General features: G+C 51.5%; 9 protein-coding genes. 7 read left to right on the forward strand and 2 right to left on the reverse strand.

Features of this window, described 5'->3' with window-relative positions; genetic code table 11:
* Positions 1 to 7 precede the first annotated feature (7 nt).
* Positions 8 to 3685, forward strand: coding sequence for a carboxypeptidase regulatory-like domain-containing protein (locus ACKI3C_RS06515; protein WP_407403252.1), 3678 nt, complete (start codon positions 8 to 10; stop codon positions 3683 to 3685).
* 71 nt (positions 3686 to 3756) lie between these two features.
* Here ACKI3C_RS06515 and ACKI3C_RS06520 read toward each other — a convergent pair whose 3' ends face one another.
* Both ACKI3C_RS06520 and ACKI3C_RS06525 read right to left on the reverse strand, forming a co-directional pair.
* A complete protein-coding gene (locus ACKI3C_RS06520) occupies positions 3757 to 4956 on the reverse strand; it encodes an N-acetylmuramoyl-L-alanine amidase (protein WP_407403254.1) in 1200 nt (399 codons plus the stop codon).
* Between the two features lie 40 nt (positions 4957 to 4996).
* Positions 4997 to 6310, reverse strand: coding sequence for a RelA/SpoT domain-containing protein (locus ACKI3C_RS06525; RefSeq protein ID WP_407403256.1), 1314 nt, complete (start codon positions 6308 to 6310; stop codon positions 4997 to 4999).
* Positions 6311 to 6532: 222 nt separating this feature from the next.
* Here ACKI3C_RS06525 and ACKI3C_RS06530 point away from each other — a divergent pair, with 222 nt between their 5' ends.
* The 6 genes from ACKI3C_RS06530 to ACKI3C_RS06555 all read left to right on the forward strand — a co-directional run.
* Positions 6533 to 8557 carry a S8 family serine peptidase gene (locus ACKI3C_RS06530; protein ID WP_407403258.1) on the forward strand — a complete coding sequence of 675 codons (2025 nt, stop codon included), beginning with the start codon at positions 6533 to 6535 and terminating at the stop codon, positions 8555 to 8557.
* A complete protein-coding gene (locus tag ACKI3C_RS06535; RefSeq protein WP_407403260.1) occupies positions 8554 to 10677 on the forward strand; it encodes a S8 family peptidase in 2124 nt (707 codons plus the stop codon). The genes ACKI3C_RS06530 and ACKI3C_RS06535 overlap by 4 nt, the downstream gene beginning before the upstream one ends.
* Before the next feature lie 8 nt (positions 10678 to 10685).
* Positions 10686 to 11279, forward strand: coding sequence for a Holliday junction branch migration protein RuvA (gene ruvA / locus ACKI3C_RS06540; protein WP_407403262.1), 594 nt, complete (start codon positions 10686 to 10688; stop codon positions 11277 to 11279).
* 105 nt (positions 11280 to 11384) lie between these two features.
* Positions 11385 to 18854, forward strand: a complete 7470-nt coding sequence (sprA, locus tag ACKI3C_RS06545) for a cell surface protein SprA (protein ID WP_407403264.1) — start codon at positions 11385 to 11387, stop codon at positions 18852 to 18854.
* Positions 18855 to 18858: 4 nt separating this feature from the next.
* A complete protein-coding gene (locus ACKI3C_RS06550) occupies positions 18859 to 19260 on the forward strand; it encodes a (deoxy)nucleoside triphosphate pyrophosphohydrolase (protein WP_407403266.1) in 402 nt (133 codons plus the stop codon).
* A gap of 98 nt (positions 19261 to 19358) precedes the next feature.
* The coding region (locus ACKI3C_RS06555; protein ID WP_407403268.1) for a hypothetical protein at positions 19359 to 19550 on the forward strand (192 nt) is incomplete at its 3' end.

Below are 19550 nucleotides of genomic sequence, written 5' to 3' on the forward strand. Positions count from 1 at the left end.
TGCAGCTATGAAGAAATCATTATTACTTGCAGCCGCTGCACTCGTTGCAGCAAGTGCGCTCCAGGCCAAGACTGCCGAGGAGTTGCGCATCTACCTCAACCCCGGTCATGGCTCTTTCACGTCAAATGACCGCCCGATGAACACTATCGCTCACCCCAACACCACTTCGCTCAATGACACTCTGGGCTTTTATGAGGGCCGCGGCACATTGCCACGCTCGCTCTACATAGGCCACGCCCTGCAGCAGATGGGCGTGAAGAAGGAAAACATCGTGTTCTCACGCACCAAGAACGGGCCGTGGCCCACTAACTCGGAGTCAAGTACCAAGTATAATCGCAATCTCTCTGAAATTTGTGAGGAGGTCGAGGCTGGTAACTTCGACATGTTTGTGGCTTCACACAGCGATGGTAGCAGCAACACACTCGTCAACTATTCTACCTATCTCTATCGTGGTACCGATGCTAGCGACTATGTCTCAGGCAGCAAGGCTATGGCAGAGACCAATTTCCCCTACCATTTCATGGACGAAGTGGAACCGCTGTCTAGAACTACAGCTTACATCAGGGGTGACATCTCGTTCTATGGCAGCTCAAGCACTGCTACACGCAGCAATGGCAAGTCTTATACAGGCTACTTGGGCGTGCTCAAACATGGCACTCCGGGCTATCTGCTCGAGGGATTTTTCCACTCTTATCCCCCCGCACGCCATCGTGCGCTCAACTTTGACTACGACCGCCACGAGGGTCTGCGCGAGGCACGCGGCATAGGCGCGTACTTCGGATTACCCACTCTCAAGACGGGTGCAATCCTAGGTACTGTTAAAGATGCCGTCGAGGTGATGAACCACAGCCTCTACACTTACCGTGCCGGCACCGATGACCAGTTTGTGCCTCTCAACGGCGCTATTGTAAAGCTCATGAAGGACGGCAATGAGGTTGCGACCTATACCACCGACCAGGAATGGAACGGTGTGTTCTCGTTCTTCGACGTGGCTCCGGGCACCTACCAGCTTGTGGCTTCACACCCAGGTCATGCAACAAGCAGTCCCGTTGAAATCACAGTGAAGGCCAACGAAACGTCATACGCCAAGATGCACCTCGATGTGACATCGCTCGAGGAATATACCTTCACGCAAGATGCAGGCACAACCTATGCTGCTATCGAGGGCGCCGTGATGCAGACTCTCCAGCAGGAGGACAACACCATCGTGCTCAGTCACAGCGGCAAGGATGCCCACCTCTATGTGGTTGACAACAAGACCAAGCAAGCCACAGCTATCAGCACCGAGGGTATCTACAAGAACGAGACCAATCCCGGTTTCTACAACCAGATAGGCTCAATCGCATTGACCCAAGATGGCAAACTCGTGAGTGTGTCGAGCGTGCGTAACTCATCAGACGATTCGCAGGTTGCTGCAGGCTATGAGCGAGGAACGTTGTATTCTTACATTTGGGATAGTCTCGATGCAACTCCCCGTCAGTTCTTCACAACACAACACTCGGGCAACTACTATAATGCCGACATGGGTTATGCAGTTGCTGTCAATGGTTCATCGACATTGTGCACCGTGGCTATCACAGCAGTCACGTCATCTTCTTCTCGTGCGATACGATTCACTAATGTCACTGTTGCTAACGGTACTGTGACCAAGACATGGCATGCTAACACCAATGCCGAGTTCTCTGGCACTACTATGGGCGATGTGGCTGTAGGCGCAAGACTTGCTCTCGCTGTTTCGCCCAATAATTCAAAAAATTATATCCTAGGCAGCAGCAACGGCAAGGTTGCAGAGTTTGAAATGCCCACAGTGGCAGCTGGGGTCCCCACAGCTTACACCTACCTGCCTGCTACTCACGGCGTGAATGGTGCAGGCTTGAGTTTCGTGAATTTGTCGGGCTTCCACGTCATGGTTGCTCCTTACGGCAAGACAAGCGGCATCAAGCTTCTCGACGTATCGGATGGTCTGAACAGTGCAAAACTTGTGAAGTCAACCAATACCGACGTTCCTGCTTCGTCGGCAGTGGCAACAGCATCTTACAACGGAGCTGGCGCATGGGTTGACGGCATGGTTGTCAATGCTTATCTCACTGGCGACAACAGCATCGTGCGTTTCACTACCGACTCTAACATTCCTGATCCTGATCCAGACCCCGATCCCGAACCTAGCGAGGTGCTCAAGGGCATTTATGCTTATAACCTCAACGTGACCAATAGCGACGAAGATGACGCTTACAACTTCTCGTTTGTTGCCAACAACAACGCTCGCGAGGCATTCCTCACCTTCTATGACGCTGCAACAGGCACCGAGGTGGGTTCTAAACAACTCAAGGGCATCGTAGAGGGCTGCAACACAGTCACTGTGGCCAACGAAGAACTTCCCGGCAACCCCGGCCAGGAACTCACATGGGCTATCACCCTCAAGGGATTCCCCATCACCGAGTTCAAGCGCCTCAACAGCGACACAAACTGGAGCTATACAAACGCTTCGGTAGCAGTGGACAACTCACCCGAGAGTCCTCACTTCGGTAATATCTATGTTGATGAATGGACCACAACACGATTGTCTGATAAGAATGGTTTGTATATTTATAACCCTGATTGGACACGCGTTAATAGTACTGCCATAAATAAACGTAGTGATGGTTACAAGTTTAACAAAAACTTGCGAATCACAGTGGGAGGTAATGGCAAAGTATATGTTCCTGATTTTGGTGATGCTCAGTCGGGTGTGTTCATGCTTGACCCCGCAAATTACAGCGCTGGTTTCCAAACATTCTTCCGCAATGCCGATGGTCCCCTTACACGTACAAGCACAGGATTGCTTACAAATGCAGCAGGTGCTGGTGTAGCAGGTTCTAGTCCTTCGGTTTGGGTACAAGGCACGGGTGCTAGTACAAAGATGTATGTATATAATGAAGACCTGTCACCCAAGAATAATGTTCATCGTTACGATATAGGCGAGGCACAATACTGGAATCAAGCACCCTCGTTCACTTACAATATTAGTTCTTTAGAGGCTAATGGTAATGGTAATGTGGTTGCCGATGATGAGGGTAACATCTGGGTGGCTCAGACTCGTTTTAACGGACAAAACAACACAAGTGTTCCTTCACTTGTTTATGTTGACAAAAATGGTAATGTCAAGTATAATTCTGGTAATGATAATGAAATCATACCTGGCTCTGGCGGTTCTGGATTTGCTGTTAGTAAAGATAAAACTAAGTTAGTCCTTAATACGTCAGATGGTAAGTTGAATGTCTATAATATTGTTTGGGATGCTAATAAACCGACATTAAGTCTGAGCAAGGTTTATGAATATGGTGCAGATATCTGTTATGTGGAGAGCAATTCAATAAAAAGCGTTTACCAGATGGCGTTTGACTATGGCGGCAACCTTATCGTTGCCGGTAAGAATGTGGGTATCTATGCTATGCCCAGCGATGTCAACGAGAGCACTACTCCTGCTAAGAAGTCGCTCACTGTGGTTAAGCGCGGCAGAGCTGGCGAGCCTGGCGACGTGAATCTCGACGGCGATGTTGATATCACCGACATCAACATTATCGTTAAGATCCTCCTTGGAAAGGATAACGCATCGAATTATGGCGGCCGTGCCGACGTGAACTCTGACAATAGCGTCGATGTGACCGACATCAATGCAATTATGCAAGTATTGCTGAGCGACTAATCCTATATTCAATAAATGAACGAGGGCGACAGTTTCAACAACCGTCGCCCTCGTTTTAATGTCTAAATGCCTTATCGTGTAGCGTTCTTTTGTTCCAGCTTGGGAAGGACATAGGTGGTGTTGTCGGCTTTTACTACCACCTGTTCTGTCATGGTCTCATATCCGCGGGCTTCATATCGCAGGGTGTATTTGCCTGGCTTGAGGCCGAAGAAGGCGAAGATGCCGTTCCACTCGCCGTCGGTGCGATAGGCACGCACAGTGACTCCGCGAGAGTCCAGGAGATAGACCATGGCGCCGTTGATGGGTTTCCACTGGTCGTCGCTGCCCTCGCGATAGGTGTAGCGTGGATGATCCATAACCTCGGTCGCACTCTTCACAGCCCCGGCAAGATAGCCCACCTTCTCGGGTTTGCCGCCGAAGTAGGCGCGAATGCCGCGGTAGTAGCGCAGGCCCTCAAGGCGGCAGTAGTCGGGGTTGAGCAGACGTTGGCGCTCGGGGTCGTAGGTGTGGAACGAACCTTCCACGAGAAATCCAGGCGCATTGAACTTGAGCACTGCATAGTAGCCTGTGGCGCCAGTGCGGTTAGGGGTTCCCGGGGGAGTGCCGCCCATCCAGCTGATGTCGCCCACGACGCAGGGTTTGTCGGCAGCATAGTGGCTCCATGTAGAAAGCGGGTTGTCGAAGGCGTAAGGCCACATCACGCGAGCCATCGAGTCGCTGTTCTCATAGTAGGGCTTGCCGGTCTCGCCGCGGAAGAGCATGAGCAGGTAGTTGACGGTGCTGCCGTTAGTGTGGGCATTGCTGTGCATTGACAAGAAGTAGTCGGGCTTGATAGAGTCAACCTGGCAGGCAATACGTTCTAGTCCCACGATTTGTTGCTGTCCGTACTCGTCGCGTGCGGTTTCCACCTGGTTGAAGCGGGTATCCACTTTGTCCTGTGAAGGCAGCGCATGACTCTCCTGGTTCTCATTGAGGATGCCCTGTTCCATTTGTGCCTGTGTCACATATCCGCTGCGAGTGCGGCTCATTATCACATGTGCGCCGTCTTGCTTGAGGTGTCGGGCTGTCTCGAGCGCTTTCCACAGGTTGGAACGCGTCTCATAAAAGCTCAACGTGTCCATGTACTCGTGGTTGATGGTGGCAGTGGGGCGGTCGCCAGTGGTGTAGCCGCCGTGGCCAGGGTTAAGGTAGATGGTCTTGCCCTTGAGACCGCGGGCTTGTGCTCCAGCGACACATGTTATGGCAAGCAATAGTAAAAATAAATTCTTCATTGTAGTTGTTTATTCTTAAACTTTTAAACTCTTAAACTTTTTAAGAAACAGATTGCATTTCGTGTAGTCTCTTGTTGGCTGCGCGGTCCACGCGTTTTTTGAAGCGTTGCAGGAAGAAATAGGTCCACCCGTGGTTAAACGACGACTGCATGGTCTTGATGATGCCGTTCACGTCGCGGAAGCTGTTCTGGATTGAGACCGTCCACTCGTTGCGTTTCTTGAACGACTTGCGCACGTCCTTGTCATTATTGAAATAGTCTATTTCCTTGATTTTGTCGCCCAGCCAGATGTAAACGATTTTCCAGAACAGCGGATAGGCGGTCCTGAACTCCGAGAGCTTGTGGCGGTTGTAGATATCCACAGTGCTCATTGCCACTGCCTTGAGAATGCGCAGCATCGAAGCATTGTAGGTGAGGAAATAGTTACAGTAGGCAATGCTTATCTTGTTGAAGTCGGTGTGGCGCAGGCGGGTGAGCACGATGTTGCTGTTCTTCTCGTTGTTGGTGAACCACTCGAAGTAGTTGCGCTCGGCCTCGTCGAAGTTTTCAAACGCTGCAAACTCGGGCTTGCCGTCGCTGCCGGTGGAGATGAGGAAGAACCTCTTGTTCTTGAGTTTCATCTTGTTCCATTGCTGGCGCATCTCGATGCCGTTGGTCGAGAAAATTCCGCCCACGCGTTCCATGTAGCGGTATTTCTTTGATATCTGTGCAATTTCGAGATAATCTGCGGTAGTGAGGTCCTCATCTTTCTTCGAGAGCAGTTGGTGCAGGCGGAAAAGGTCAGGATTGACTTTCGAGCCGTATTCTTTGAGTTTGGCCTGGAAGATGACGTCCGATATTTCAACGAGGGTGGCCCAGTTGTGCATCTCGATGCATCGCAGCTGTATCTCCACCACTTTTTTGCTCTCATCTTTCATCTGCACGTTGAGATGTATTGAGCGGTAGCCGTCCTCCTTGGGATTCTCGATGTAGTTGTTGGGTTTTCCCTTGATAGCAAAGGGTAGCAAGTGCTCGTTTTTCTTAATTCTGTCATAGAGTTCGAGCACCTGGTCGAGCCGTGTCATGATGCATCGGCATCCTGCCAGGTCGGCAGCGCGTTGCACCTCCATGTCGGGGAAACGGCACAGTTTGCTTATGATTGATTCAAAGCGTTTTATGCGGTAAGTGCAGATGCAGTCAGGGTCGATGCTGTGCGCCATGCGTTCAACGGTGTTAAACACCGTAGCCATGGGTTCCTTGTAGGTGAGACGCAGCGCATGTAGCATCTCGTAGTCATCGGCGCTCACATGTTCCGGGCCCTTGCGTATGCGGTCGCTCAACCGCTTGTAGTCGCCTTTTGTGTAGGTTTTTGTCATAATAGTGGTTAATTTTTCGCAAAGTTAATATTTTTTACCGAAACCTGGCAAACACAGCCCCAAAAAATAGCCCACGACCAAATCAAAAGAGAGCCAGTTCATCTTTCGTCCTATTTTGTTATTTACGTTATTTACGTTCTTTACGATATTTTTCGTTCTTCGTTCTTCGTTTTTCGTCAAATTGTTGTATCTTTGTAGTTTAAAACGATTTGCTGAAATTTTATGAAGAAAGTTCTTTTGATGATACTGGCTGCATGGGTGGCTGTGGGTGCTTGTGCACAGTCGAAGTTGTCGCCTGCGTTGCGCAGTGCTGTGATGCGTGATGCCGCCGTGTGTAATCCTGCTGGCGCAAGCCGCAATATCCAGGCATTTGTATCGGCCGATGAGGCAGGGGTGGCACAGTTGCGTGCGAGTGGTGTGAGGATTGCGTCACGCTTCGGCAACCTAGTTGCAGTAGAGGCATCGCCCGAGGCACTGGTGCGTCTTGCTTCGTTGCCTGGGGTGAAGGCAGTGTCGGCGTCATCGCGCCTGCACCTGCACTGCGACTCGGCACGCAGCAACACTCACGTTAATGATATCCTTGCCGGAAAAGGATTGCCCATGGCTTATGATGGCACAGGAGTGATCGTGGGTATGGTGGACTGCGGTATCGAGTACAACCACCCGGCGTTCAAGGACGCTAATGGCAAGAGCCGCATCAGCCGCGTCTATCATCCCGCTGGATCTGACGGCGGAATGGTGGTGATAGATGGCGACACTTTGCCCGGATGTGACTATACCATGCCCGAGCAGATTGCTAAACTCACTACCGACGACAAGGCGATGTCGCATGGTTGCCACACCACGGGCATTGCTGCCGGTTCGCTTGTGGGTGACTATGGCGGCATGGCTCCCGGAGCTGAGATTGTGATTGCTGGCATACCTAACAATATGCTTGATGATTATACAGTGGGAGTGTCAGCTCGATATATCGCGCACTATGCCCACAGCGTGGGACGCCCTTGCGTGATCAACATGAGTCTGGGTAATCATGACGGCCCGCACGACGGCACAGGAATCCTCGCTCGCACAATAGACGAACTGGCAGAGAAATATGGCGTGATATTTGTGCTCTCGGCTGGCAACGAGGCTGGCAAGGGCGGATATATGCACAAGGTGTTTACGGCTCAGGACCATTCGCTCAGCAGCGTTATGGGAGTTAGCACCTCTAATAGCTCGGAGATAGATGTGTGGTCACGCACCGAGTCACCGCTGTCAATAACTTATAGTATCTACGATAGCTCCCAAGACGCAATAGTGTGCACCGGGACACCCATACCAGGCGACACGGTGATCAACCTGGGCAATGACCCGGTGTTGAGCGAGTATGCGTCGGGTTTCTTGTATGTGACACAAGGAGTGGATAAGATTAACGGCAAGTACCGCATATATGTCAAGCATGCGGCAAGAACGACTTCGGGCAGGGCGCTTGCATTCACAATCGACGGTGCCGAGGACGGTGAGGTAGATGTGTGGGACGTGAACAACAACGCGTCGTTCTCATCGGAGAACCTCCCCGGATTTTCAGATGGCAATGACTTGATATCGATCAGCGACATGGCTACGGGCAAGCACACGATATCGGTGGGCGCATGTGCAGCCCGAACTACCTATCCCAATGCCGGACACTATTATAGCACAGGTTATTCGCTAGGCTCCATGGGACGTTTCTCAAGTTACGGCACCGACCTGAATGGCGTGGTGCATCCCTTTATCCTTGCTCCTGGCGTACAGGTGGTGTCGAGTGTGAGCAACTATAATTGCAGCAAGTCGTCATACTCGCAGCGACTCGCTGTGAATGGCACCTATGAGTACTGGTACGTCAAGTCGGGCACATCGATGTCGGCTCCTTGCGTGACCGGCATTGTGGCACTGTGGCTGCAGGCTTGCCCGTCGCTCAATGTGGCGCAGATCAAGGAAGTAATGGCAAGCACAGCAAGGCCGCCCTATGCCTACACACCGCAGATGGGTGAGCACGGATATATCAACGCCAAAGGCGGAATTGAACTCATCTTGCGGGAATACAACAAGGCTCGCGGCGATGTGAATGGCGATGGTGAGGTTGATATCGTTGACCTTAACGTGCTTGCGAATATCATGCTGGGCGGTGATGACCCCGACCGCTACTATGGCCGTGCCCATGTGGCAGGAAACGACGATGTTGACGTGGAAGATATAAATGCTTTGGTAAACATTATGCTTCAATGAGATATTTATTTACAATAGTGCTGGCAGCAGCCGTGGCGCTATATGCCTCGCCTCGCCATGGACTAGGAGCCCGTTCACGCATGGCTATGTCCGACAAGCAGCGTGTGGGTGCGTTTGTCACCCTTGTTAGCCCCTCTGCAATCGACAGCCTTGAGGCTGCTGGGGCCGAGGTGCATGGTGTGACCGGCAATGTGGCTACTGTGAGCTTGCCGGCATGCCGGTTGCACGATGTGGCGTCGATGGACGGTGTGCGTGCTATGGAAGTGGCTCACCGCGTGTGGGTGACTAATGACAGCGCGCGCATCTATTCAGATTTCCCCGATTTCATGACCGGCACCAATGCAGAGGCTGCCTATACTGGCAAGGGAGTTATTGTGGGCATGATTGACACTGGTGTGGACTTCAATCACATAAACCTGTGCGACGAGCAAGGCCGTTCGCGCGTGATTGCCGCCTATTTGCCTGCCTACGTTGAAGGCATCGCGCCAGTGGTCGATGGCTACACATTGCCGGGCAGCCATTACGATACTCCCGAGCAGATAGCCCTTCTCACCACCGACAATCCTTCGATGTCGCATGGCACACACACCACCGGCACTGCAGCGGGCAGCTACAAGGGCAACGGACTGCATGGCGTAGCGCCCGGCGCACACCTCGTGATATGTGCTATGCCCGACAGCATGCTCACTGACGTGAATGTTGCCAACTCGGTTCGGTATATCTTTGACGTGGCGAAGCGTCACAACATGCCTGCGGTTATCAATATGAGCATCGGCTCGGAGGAAGGCCCTCATGATGGCACTTCGGAACTGTGCCGCACCTTTGACGAACTGTCGGGACCAGGACGCATCTGCGTGGTATCGGCGGCCAACAACGGACATCGCAAGCACGTGATAGACCACTCGTTTTCCCGCAACGACACTATCTACACCACAATAGCACCTTATGCCGATGCGCAAGGGTGGACTCCGGGATTTGTGTCGATGTGGTCGTTAAGTGAAAAACAGCACACCGCCATATTTACCGCTGTGTCTAAATCGACAGGAAAAACGCTTTATTCGTGGGAAGTGCCCCAACTTGCACCCGATGAGGAATCTGTGATACTCGACAGCAATAGCGATCCTCGGTTTGCACAGTATTTCAGCGATGGCAAAATCGAGGCATCAAATGCGGTGGAGAGCTGCAACGGACATTACCACACCTTGGCCGAAATCAATGTGAAACCCGCCAGTGACGATATCGTGCTAGGACTTAAATTGACCGCAGGCGACGGCGAGCGCGTGTGCTCGTGGGCAGGCAGCGGACTTGTGTTCACGCGCAGCAACATCAGCGGCATGTCCACAGGCATGACATCGATGTCGATAAGTGACCTAGCCACAGGCGACAGCGCAATCTCGGTGGGTGCCTACTGCACCCGCAGGTTCAGACCTCTGGAAGACGGCACGCAGCTGCTCAACTCGCGCGCTGTGCTTGAAGATATAGCCTATTTCTCGAGTTACGGTCCCGACATGCGCGGCATGGCTCGTCCCGATGTCGTGGCTCCAGGCTTTGTCCTCGTGTCGTCGGCTAGCCGATATGACTCCATAAGCGCTTTGGGGACAACGTTGCGTGCTCCCGGTGTGACAGTCGATGGCGTGTATTACCCCTATGCATCGCACTACGGCACCAGCATGTCCACCCCGGTGGTGACGGGAACCATAGCCCTGTGCCTAGAAATTAAGCCAGACTTGTCGCCACACGAGGTGCGTGAAATGCTCACCGCCACTTCGGTGCGCGACGCTTATGTCACCGCAGGCGACGCAGCACGATGGGGAGCAGGAAAGCTCGACATAAATGCAGCTATTAAACATGTGCAGCACGAGGCATCGGTACAGGCTATACATACCGAAAACATAACGGTAGCGCCCAATCCTTGCAACGGAGACTTCGCGGTTGCAGGCATCGGCGACAACCCTGCCACCGTGGTGCTGCTCGACATGCAGGGTAGGGCAGTGGCTATAACCACAGTGTGTGGCGACTCACACATCACCATGAGTGATGTGCTGGACAGCGGCATATACATTGTCGTAGTCAACGCTGGACATTGCAAGAAAACAGCAAAGTTAATTGTAAAACACTAATAAATATTATGTTAGACTATATAAAAGGCTCGATTGCCGAACTCAACCCGGCCTATGTGGTTCTCGACAACCACGGCCTGGGTTACATGATAAACATATCACTGTCAACCTACGACGCACTGGCAAAGTTGCCGTCGATGGAGGTAGCTCGCCTCTATGTGCATGAAGCAATACGCGAGGATGCTCACTTGCTTTACGGATTTGCCGACAAGCATGAGCGTGAACTGTTCTTGCTGCTCATCAGCGTGAGCGGAGTGGGTGTGAACACGGCCCGCATGATTCTCTCATCGCTGCCAGCGGTCGAACTTGAGAAAAACATCGCCTCGGGCAACGCCAGTGTCCTGAAATCGGTCAAAGGCGTGGGGGCAAAAACAGCCCAACGCATAATTGTTGACCTCAAGGACAAAATAAAAGTGGCAGGTGATACGTTAATAGAAGAAACAGGCGAGGCTTCGGGAGTTGTCTTTGAGGAGGCAATGGCGGCTTTGGTAATGCTGGGATTCACCCAACAGATGTCGCAAAAGGCTCTGAAAAAGCTCTTTAAGCAAGAACCTAACATCTCGGTAGAAGATGCAATTAAGAAAGCGCTCAAGATGATGTAATGACATCGTCGTGAGCGAAGTATGGTTATTTTTAATATTTTTTAGCATTATCACGTTTGTTAGTGCTAAGTTGGTTTATTAATGACAGGTCGAAAATTTAAAATATTGTTTTTCGTAGTTGTCGCGGGCTTGATAGCAATAGCCCTCGGCAATGACTCGGCTTTTGCCCAATATGTTCAATCAAAACTCGCGCCGCCGCCACCGCCACCTGTGCAACCCGTGCAGCAACAGCAACCCAAGCCTCGCTCGGCACGTGACACACTGTCGCTGCCTTTCACCGTGAGACCCACAGTGCCCGGCAACTATGACGACGTGAGCGCTACGGGTGAATACTCTCTTGACCTAAAAGACCCCTCTAACATCAAGACCGAGGCCGAGTATGACCCCGAGACAGGATGTTATGTTATCCATACCAAACTGGGCGATAACGATATCGTCACTCCGTTTATCTTGAGTTCCGACGAATATAACAATATCGCGCTTCGCCAGTCAATGCAGGAATACTACAAGCAAAAGAATGCCGAGAGCGCCGAGGAAAAGGCAAAGAATCCCTTCAACTTCCTCGACATGCAGTTTGGACTTGGTCCGCTTGAATCTATTTTCGGCCCTGGCGGTGTGCAGCTCAAGACCCAGGGGTCGGTAATAGTAAACATGGGCGTGAAGAGCAACAAGACCGACAACCCTGCTTTGAGCGTGCAGTCGCGTCGCAAGACCTATTTCGACTTCGACCAAAAAATCCAGGCAACCATTGCAGCGTCGGTGGGTGACAAGATGAAGTTCAACATGACTTACAACACCGATGCGACTTTTGATTTCGACAATAAGAACTTAAAACTCGCCTACGACGGCAAGGAGGACGAGATCATCAAGAACATCGAGGCCGGTAACGTGAGCATGACCACCGGTTCGTCGCTCATACGCGGTAGTTCGGCTCTGTTCGGTGTCAAGACCAAATTACAATTTGGCAAACTCACCGCCACGGCACTTGTGTCACAGCAAAACAGTGAATCGCAGACGGTAAACACAAAGGGCGGTGCACAAACCACAAAGTTCTATGTGACTGGTGACAAATATGACCAAAACCGCAACTACTTCCTGTCGCAGTTCTTCCGTGACAATTACGATGCATGGTGCTCGAAGTTGCCGCTCGTGTCGTCGGGCATCAACGTGACCCGTGTGGAGGTGTGGATCACCAACAAGCGCAGCAACTTCAGCGAGTCACGCAACCTCATTGCGTTCCAGGACGTGGGTGAAAACCGCCGCCTTGCCAACTCTCACTGGAAGCCTGATCCTTTCTCACCCAATCCTAGCAACTCATCGAACAACCTGCTCGACGAGATCAAGACACAGTATCCCGATGCCCGCTACATCAGCCAGGTGGCTACTGCGCTTGAACCTCTCAAGGCCTACGGATTCGAAGGCGGTAAGGATTATGAGAAGATTGAGAGCGCGCGCTTGCTGTCATCTTCGGAATACACGCTCAACTCAACGCTGGGTTATATCCAGTTAAAGACCGCTCTCAACAGCGACGAGGTGCTGGCGGTGTCTTACCAATATACCTACCGTGGCAACACCTACCAGGTGGGTGAGTTCTCTGGCGACATCACTGCCACCGACCAGTCAATATATGTGAAGATGCTCAAGGGTACCACCACTTCAACCGACCAGCCCATGTGGGACCTCATGATGAAGAACATCTACTCGCTGGGCGCTTATTCGATTGAGAAAAAGAACTTCAAGCTCGATATCAAGTACTTGAGCGACACCACTGGTACCGAACTGCCTTATATACCTGCTGGCGTAATCAATGGCGTGCCACTGCTTGAGGTTATGAACCTTGACCGACTCGACGCCAACAATGAGTTCCACAAGGACGGTCGCTTTGACTACATTGAGAATTACACCGTGAACAGCTCGCTGGGCAAGATCATTTTCCCCGTAGTAGAGCCCTTCGGTGACCACTTGCGCAAGAAACTTAATGACGAGGCCCTTGCCAAGGTATATGTTTACGACGAACTGTACGACACCACGCTCACCGCAGCGCGTCAGGTACAGGACAAGAACAAGTTTGTCCTTGCCGGCGAATACCAGGCATCGTCGGGCAACGTCATCAAACTCAATGCGATGAACGTGCCTCGCGGTTCGGTAGTTGTCACAGCCGGTGGTGTGACCCTCACCGAGAACAGCGACTACACCGTCGACTACAACATGGGTACGGTGACTATCACAAATCAGAGCATCATCGATGCGGGAACTAACATCAGCGTTTCGCTCGAGAATCAGTCAACATTCAGCATGCAGCGCAAGACGCTCATGGGACTCGACCTCGACTATGCGTTCAACAAGAACTTCCATATAGGCGGTACCGTGATGCACTATGGCGAGAAAGCTCTTACCGAGAAGGTTGCCATAGGCGATGAAATCGTCAACAACACCATTTGGGGTGTAAATGTGAACTATAACACAAAGTTCATGTGGCTCACCAATTTGCTCAACAAGATTCCCACGGTCAATGCCACTGCACCGTCATCGCTCTCATTCAAGGGTGAGTTTGCCCAGCTGATTCCTCATCAGGCCAAGACTGGTTCAAATGCCGGTAGTAGTTATATCGACGACTTCGAGTCAACACAGTCGGGCATCGACCTTCGTTCGCCTTATGCATGGTTCCTTGCATCAACTCCTTACGACGGCGGTTCAGGCGCTTTGTTCCCCGAAGCTGCCTTGTCTAATAATGTGGACTACGGTAAGAACCGTTCGCTCCTGGCGTGGTACTACATCGACCGCTTGTTCACGCAGCGCAACTCGTCTTATGCGCCTGGTTACATCAAGAACGACCTTGAGCAACTGTCTAACCCTTACGTGCGTGAGGTAAGTTACAGCGAGGTGTTCCCTGGACGTGACCTCAACTACGGCGAGTCTTCAACCGTGCAGACCCTCAACCTCTCGTTCTACCCCAAGGAACGTGGTCCCTATAACCTCGACGCCACCAATATTGATGATAATGGCAATCTTCTCAATCCCGAGAAGCGTTGGGGTGGTATCATGCGCAAGCTTGACAACACCAACTTTGAGCAGTCCAACATCGAGTACATCCAGTTCTGGTTGCTCGATCCTTTCATGGACGAGAATAATCCCAATCGCGATGGCGGTTACCTGTATCTCAACCTCGGAGAGGTGAGCGAGGATATCCTCAAGGATGGACTCAAGAGTTACGAGAACGGACTTCCTGTCAACGGCGATTCCACCTATGTAAAGGATACAGCATGGGGCAAGGTCTCAACACAGACTTCGATGACCTATGCCTTCGATACTAGCAGCGACTCCCGTCCCTTGCAGGATGTAGGTCTCAACGGACTTTCTACTGCCGAGGAGAAAAATTTCGGCGCATATAGTACTTTCGTTGGCCAGTTGAAAAAGACTCTGCCTCAAGCCACCCTTGATGCCATGGAAGAAGATCCTTTCTCGCCGCTCAACGACCCCGCGGGCGACAATTACCACTTCTACCGTGGTTATGACTACGACGAGAAGAAACTCTCTATCCTTGAACGCTACAAGAGATATAATGGCACCGAGGGCAACTCGCTCTCACAGGAAGACGTGGCCGACCGCCTCTACCAGAGCGCACGCAGCGTGCCCGATGTGGAGGACATCAACCAGGACAACACTCTCAACGAGTATGAACGCTACTTCCAGTATCGCGTTGCCATACACCCCGACTCGCTGCGGGTGGGATTCAACCACATCACCGATAAGCAGGTGGCCAAGGTGCGCACTCGCGACGGCAAGGATCAGGAAGCTACTTGGTACCAGTTCAGCATACCCTTGAGGGAATATGAGAAGAAAATCGGTAATATCAATGACTTCTCTACTATCCGTTTCATGCGTATGTTCATGACCGGATTCCGCGAGACCACCCACTTGCGTTTTGCTACACTCGAACTTGTGCGCGGCGAGTGGCGCAACTATGATTACAATCTCAACCTGCGCGGCGAGACTCCTGCCACTGGTTCTATCAACATCAACTCGGTCAACATCGAGGAGAATGCTAGCCGCGAACCTGTCAACTATGTGTTGCCTCCTGGCGTGTCGCGTATCGTTGACTCTGGTCAATCGCAAATCACACAGCTCAACGAGCAGTCAATGCAGATGAAGGTACAGGGCTTGCAGGCCGATGATGCACGCGGCGTTTACCGCAACACCAGCCTCGACCTGCGCATCTACCAGCGATTGCAGATGTTTGTGCACGGTGAGGCTCTCATCGACGACGTTACCAATCTCAAGAATGGCGATGTGTCTGTGTTCTTGCGACTTGGCTCTGACATCAAGAACAACTACTATGAGTATGAGGTTCCTCTTGAACTCACTGCTCCCGGACGCTACAACACCAACAGCTCGCAGGACCGTCTGCGCGTGTGGCCCGAGAATAACACTATGGATATCGACCTAGACGTCTTCACCAATGTTAAGAAGCACCGCAATGCCGAGAAATTGATGGGGGCGGGCGATGTGTCTTATTTCCAGCGTTACCAGGAACAAGACCCCGAGCACCCCAATCATCGTGTCTTTGTCATGGGTAATCCCTCGCTCAGCGACGTGCGTGTGCTCTTGATAGGTGTGCGCAACAATGCTCCCACAACCAAGGATTGTGTCGTGTGGATCGACGAGATGCGTGTCACCGACTTCGACAATGAGGGTGGCTGGGCTGCCAAGGCCAATGCTACGCTTGCGTTGAGCGACATCGCCACTGTCAATGCGGGATTCCATCGTGAAACTTATGGCTTCGGTGGCGTGAACGAGAGCCTCAGCCAGCGCCGCATGGACAATTATAACCAGTATAACATCGCTGTGCAGGGCGATGTCGGCCGTTTCTTGCCCGAGAAGGTGAAACTCCATGCTCCCATCTATTACTCTTACAGCAACGAGACCACTACTCCCAAGTATAACCCCCTCGACCAGGATATCCTTCTCGAGGACGCTCTCGAAGCATGTGTGGATAAGCATCAGCGCGACTCAATCAATAACTTTGCCGAGACTAAACGCACGGTGAAGAGTTTCAGCGTGTCGGGACTGAAGTTTGACGTGAAGAGCAAAAACCCCATGCCTTGGGACCCTGCCAACTTCACATTCAGTTATTCATCTAATAAGCAGCACCTCAACGACCCCGACAATGTGTATGAAAACACTAACGACTATCGCGGTAGCATGCAGTATAGCTGGACTCCTTACGTCAAACCGTTCTCTCCGTTCAAGAAAATGGTTGACGCCAAGAACAAGAACATGAAGTTCTTCCGCGAGTGGGAGTTGCGTTGGCTGCCCACTAGCATCGCGTTCAACACCAATATCTCTCGTTACTACTACGAGCAGCAGACTCGCAACGAAACGGGCATCAATGTCGAACTTCCTGTGTCGGTGAGCAAGAATTTCTTGTGGGATCGTCAGTTTGCTATCACATGGAACTTCACCAAGTCTCTCTCGATGTCGTTCAATAGCAACACCTCGGCACACATCCTCGAGCCCATCGGACAAGTCAACAAGGAACTCTTCCCCGACCGTTATCGCGACTGGCGTGACTCGGTTTGGCAAAGTATTAAGGACCTGGGAACTCCGTGGGCCTACAACCAGTCGTTCACCGCAAGTTACAAGGCTCCGTTCAGCGCTATACCCATCTTGAGCTTTATCAATGCCTCGGCTACCTATAACTCTACCTATCGATGGGATCGTGGTACCGTTATCGATGGCATCTCTTCGGGCAACACTATTGCTAACCAGTCGTCGCTCAACATCGACTGCCGTCTCAGCATGGAACAGCTCTACAACAAGATTCCTTACCTGCAAGCTGTCAACAAGAGGTTCTCGAGTTCTTCCAACAACAAGATGGGACCCAAGGATAAAAACACGAAAGTCAAGCCCAAGAAGTTCCAGCGCACGTTCAAGCTGCACAGCGACAGCGACTCTGTGCTCATCATCAAGCACAGCCTCAATGTCAAGAAGGTGAAGGTTTCGGCCACCACGACCGATAACAAACCGTTTGCTGTGAATTTCAAGGTTAAGGACAATAATAATGTGGAGATTCTCACCACTGGCGACAAGAGCATCAAGTTTGTCATCACCGAGGATCTCACCGAGGACAAATCGTTCTGGAGCGAACTGGGGCAGTACACCACACGTGCCCTCATGAGCGTGCGCAGTGTCAACGTGCGTTGGCGCAGCACGCGCAGCATGTCCATCCCGCAGTTTATTCCCGAGATTGGTGATATCTTCGGTCAGAGCACTCACTACGACGTCATGGCTCCAGGTCTTGACTTCGCCTTTGGTTTTGTCGATGAAAGCTATCTTGATAAGGCCAAGAGCCGTGGTTGGTTGCTCGGCGACCAGTCTATGACTACGCCTGCGCTGTTCTCTAAGACTCAAGAGTTCAATGCCGAGGTTCAGCTCGAACCTGTAAAGGGATTGAAGGTGACTCTTACGGGTAACCGCACCGACAACCGCACTAGCCAGATGCAGTTTATGTATGACGACATGGGAACGCTTTATGCCGGTAACTACACCAAGACTCACATGGCTATCGCCACAGTCTTTGCATCACGTGGTAATAACAGCAACGGATACCATAGCGCTGTCTTTGACGAGTTCCTTGCCAATATTCCCATCATTGCGCAGCGACTCCAGAATCAGTACATAGGCACTACTTATCCCGACCGCGGATTCTTGCGTGGCACGATTACCGCGGGCAAGGAGTTCGATCCCAAGAACGGAAGTGTTAACCCCATGAGCAGTGATGTGCTCATCCCGGCTTTCATGGCGGCTTATTCGGGAAAGAATGCCAACAAGGTAACCCTCAATCCGTTCCCGTCATTGAAGGAGATTTTGCCTAACTGGCGTGTTACCTATGACGGATTGTCAAAACTTCCGTTCTTCTCCAAGTATTTCAAGAGCTTCACACTCACTCATGCTTACCAGTGTACTTATCAGGTAGGTTCGTTCAACTCATTCACCGATTGGGTTGACATCGGCAAGGGACTTGGTTTCACACAGGACGCGCTCACAGGCGGTGCCACCCCGTCTTCGCCTTATAATATCTCGTCGGTTACTGTCACCGAGAAATTTGCACCGCTCATTGGCGTCAATGCTACGCTCAACAATAGCATGACCGTCAACTGTGAGTACCGCGACTCGCGCACTCTCACCCTTAACAGCGCTGCGGGACAAGTTGTCGAAGCCAATACCACCTCGTTCGTGATTGGTGCTGGCTACAAGATTGCCAATTTCAATTCTGTACTCAAGATGAAAGGTGGCAAGCAGCAAGGCGTGAGCAATGACCTCACTCTTAACTTTGACTTGCAGCTCAACAACAACAATGCCCTCATCCGCAAGATCCTTGACAACACGGCGCAGGCAACTAGCGGTACACGCACATTTGGCATCAAATTCACGGCAAACTACCAGATGAGCAAGCGCATCACACTTGGCGCTTACTTTGATCATCAGGTCAACACTCCGCTCGTTTCTACTACTGCTTATCCCACAACTAACACCAACTATGGTATTAGTTTCAACATGAGTCTTGTCAAGTAAGATTATGAAGCACATTCATGTAGTAGCGGCAGTGATAGAGTGGGACGGCAAAATCCTGTGCATGCAGCGAGGGGCCACACCATTTGACTACACATCCTATCATTGGGAATTCCCCGGGGGAAAGATTGAACCCGGGGAAACACCCCAAGAAGCACTGCGGCGCGAGTTAATAGAAGAAATGGAGCTAGAAGTCGAAGTAGGGGAGCACATCGCCACCATCGACCATCAGTACCCCGATTTCCTCATCACACTCATGTTTTACCATTGCATTCCTTCCAGCACACCACCTATATATATAATAAAGGAGCACAACGCCCATCAATGGCTCGCCCCCCAAGATCTCAACACCCTAGACTGGTGCCCCGCCGATTATCCACTCCTCAATCACCTGATCCCCCGTTCATAATATACCCCTCCACTTGCCCGGTTGATAATGCTTCCCTGCAATCACCGCATTACCTTTGCATCCATGGAAACGTAATAAAGCACTACAAGGTGATAAAATTGATCAAGGTGATAAAAGTGATCAAAGCGATAAAAGCGATAAAAGCGATAAAAACGATAAAAGTGATTAAGGTGATCCATGACGACGGAGTAGTCACATTGCATCGTAACCGATGGCCGCAGGCCGTCGGAAACAGCGACCGTGGTGTCCAGTACTCCGAGGCACCGCCTCGGACACGTCTGCAAGCCCTC

This window comes from Sodaliphilus sp. (assembly GCF_045598405.1).
In the GTDB taxonomy this organism is placed as follows: Bacteria; Bacteroidota; Bacteroidia; order Bacteroidales; family Muribaculaceae; genus Sodaliphilus; species Sodaliphilus limicaballi.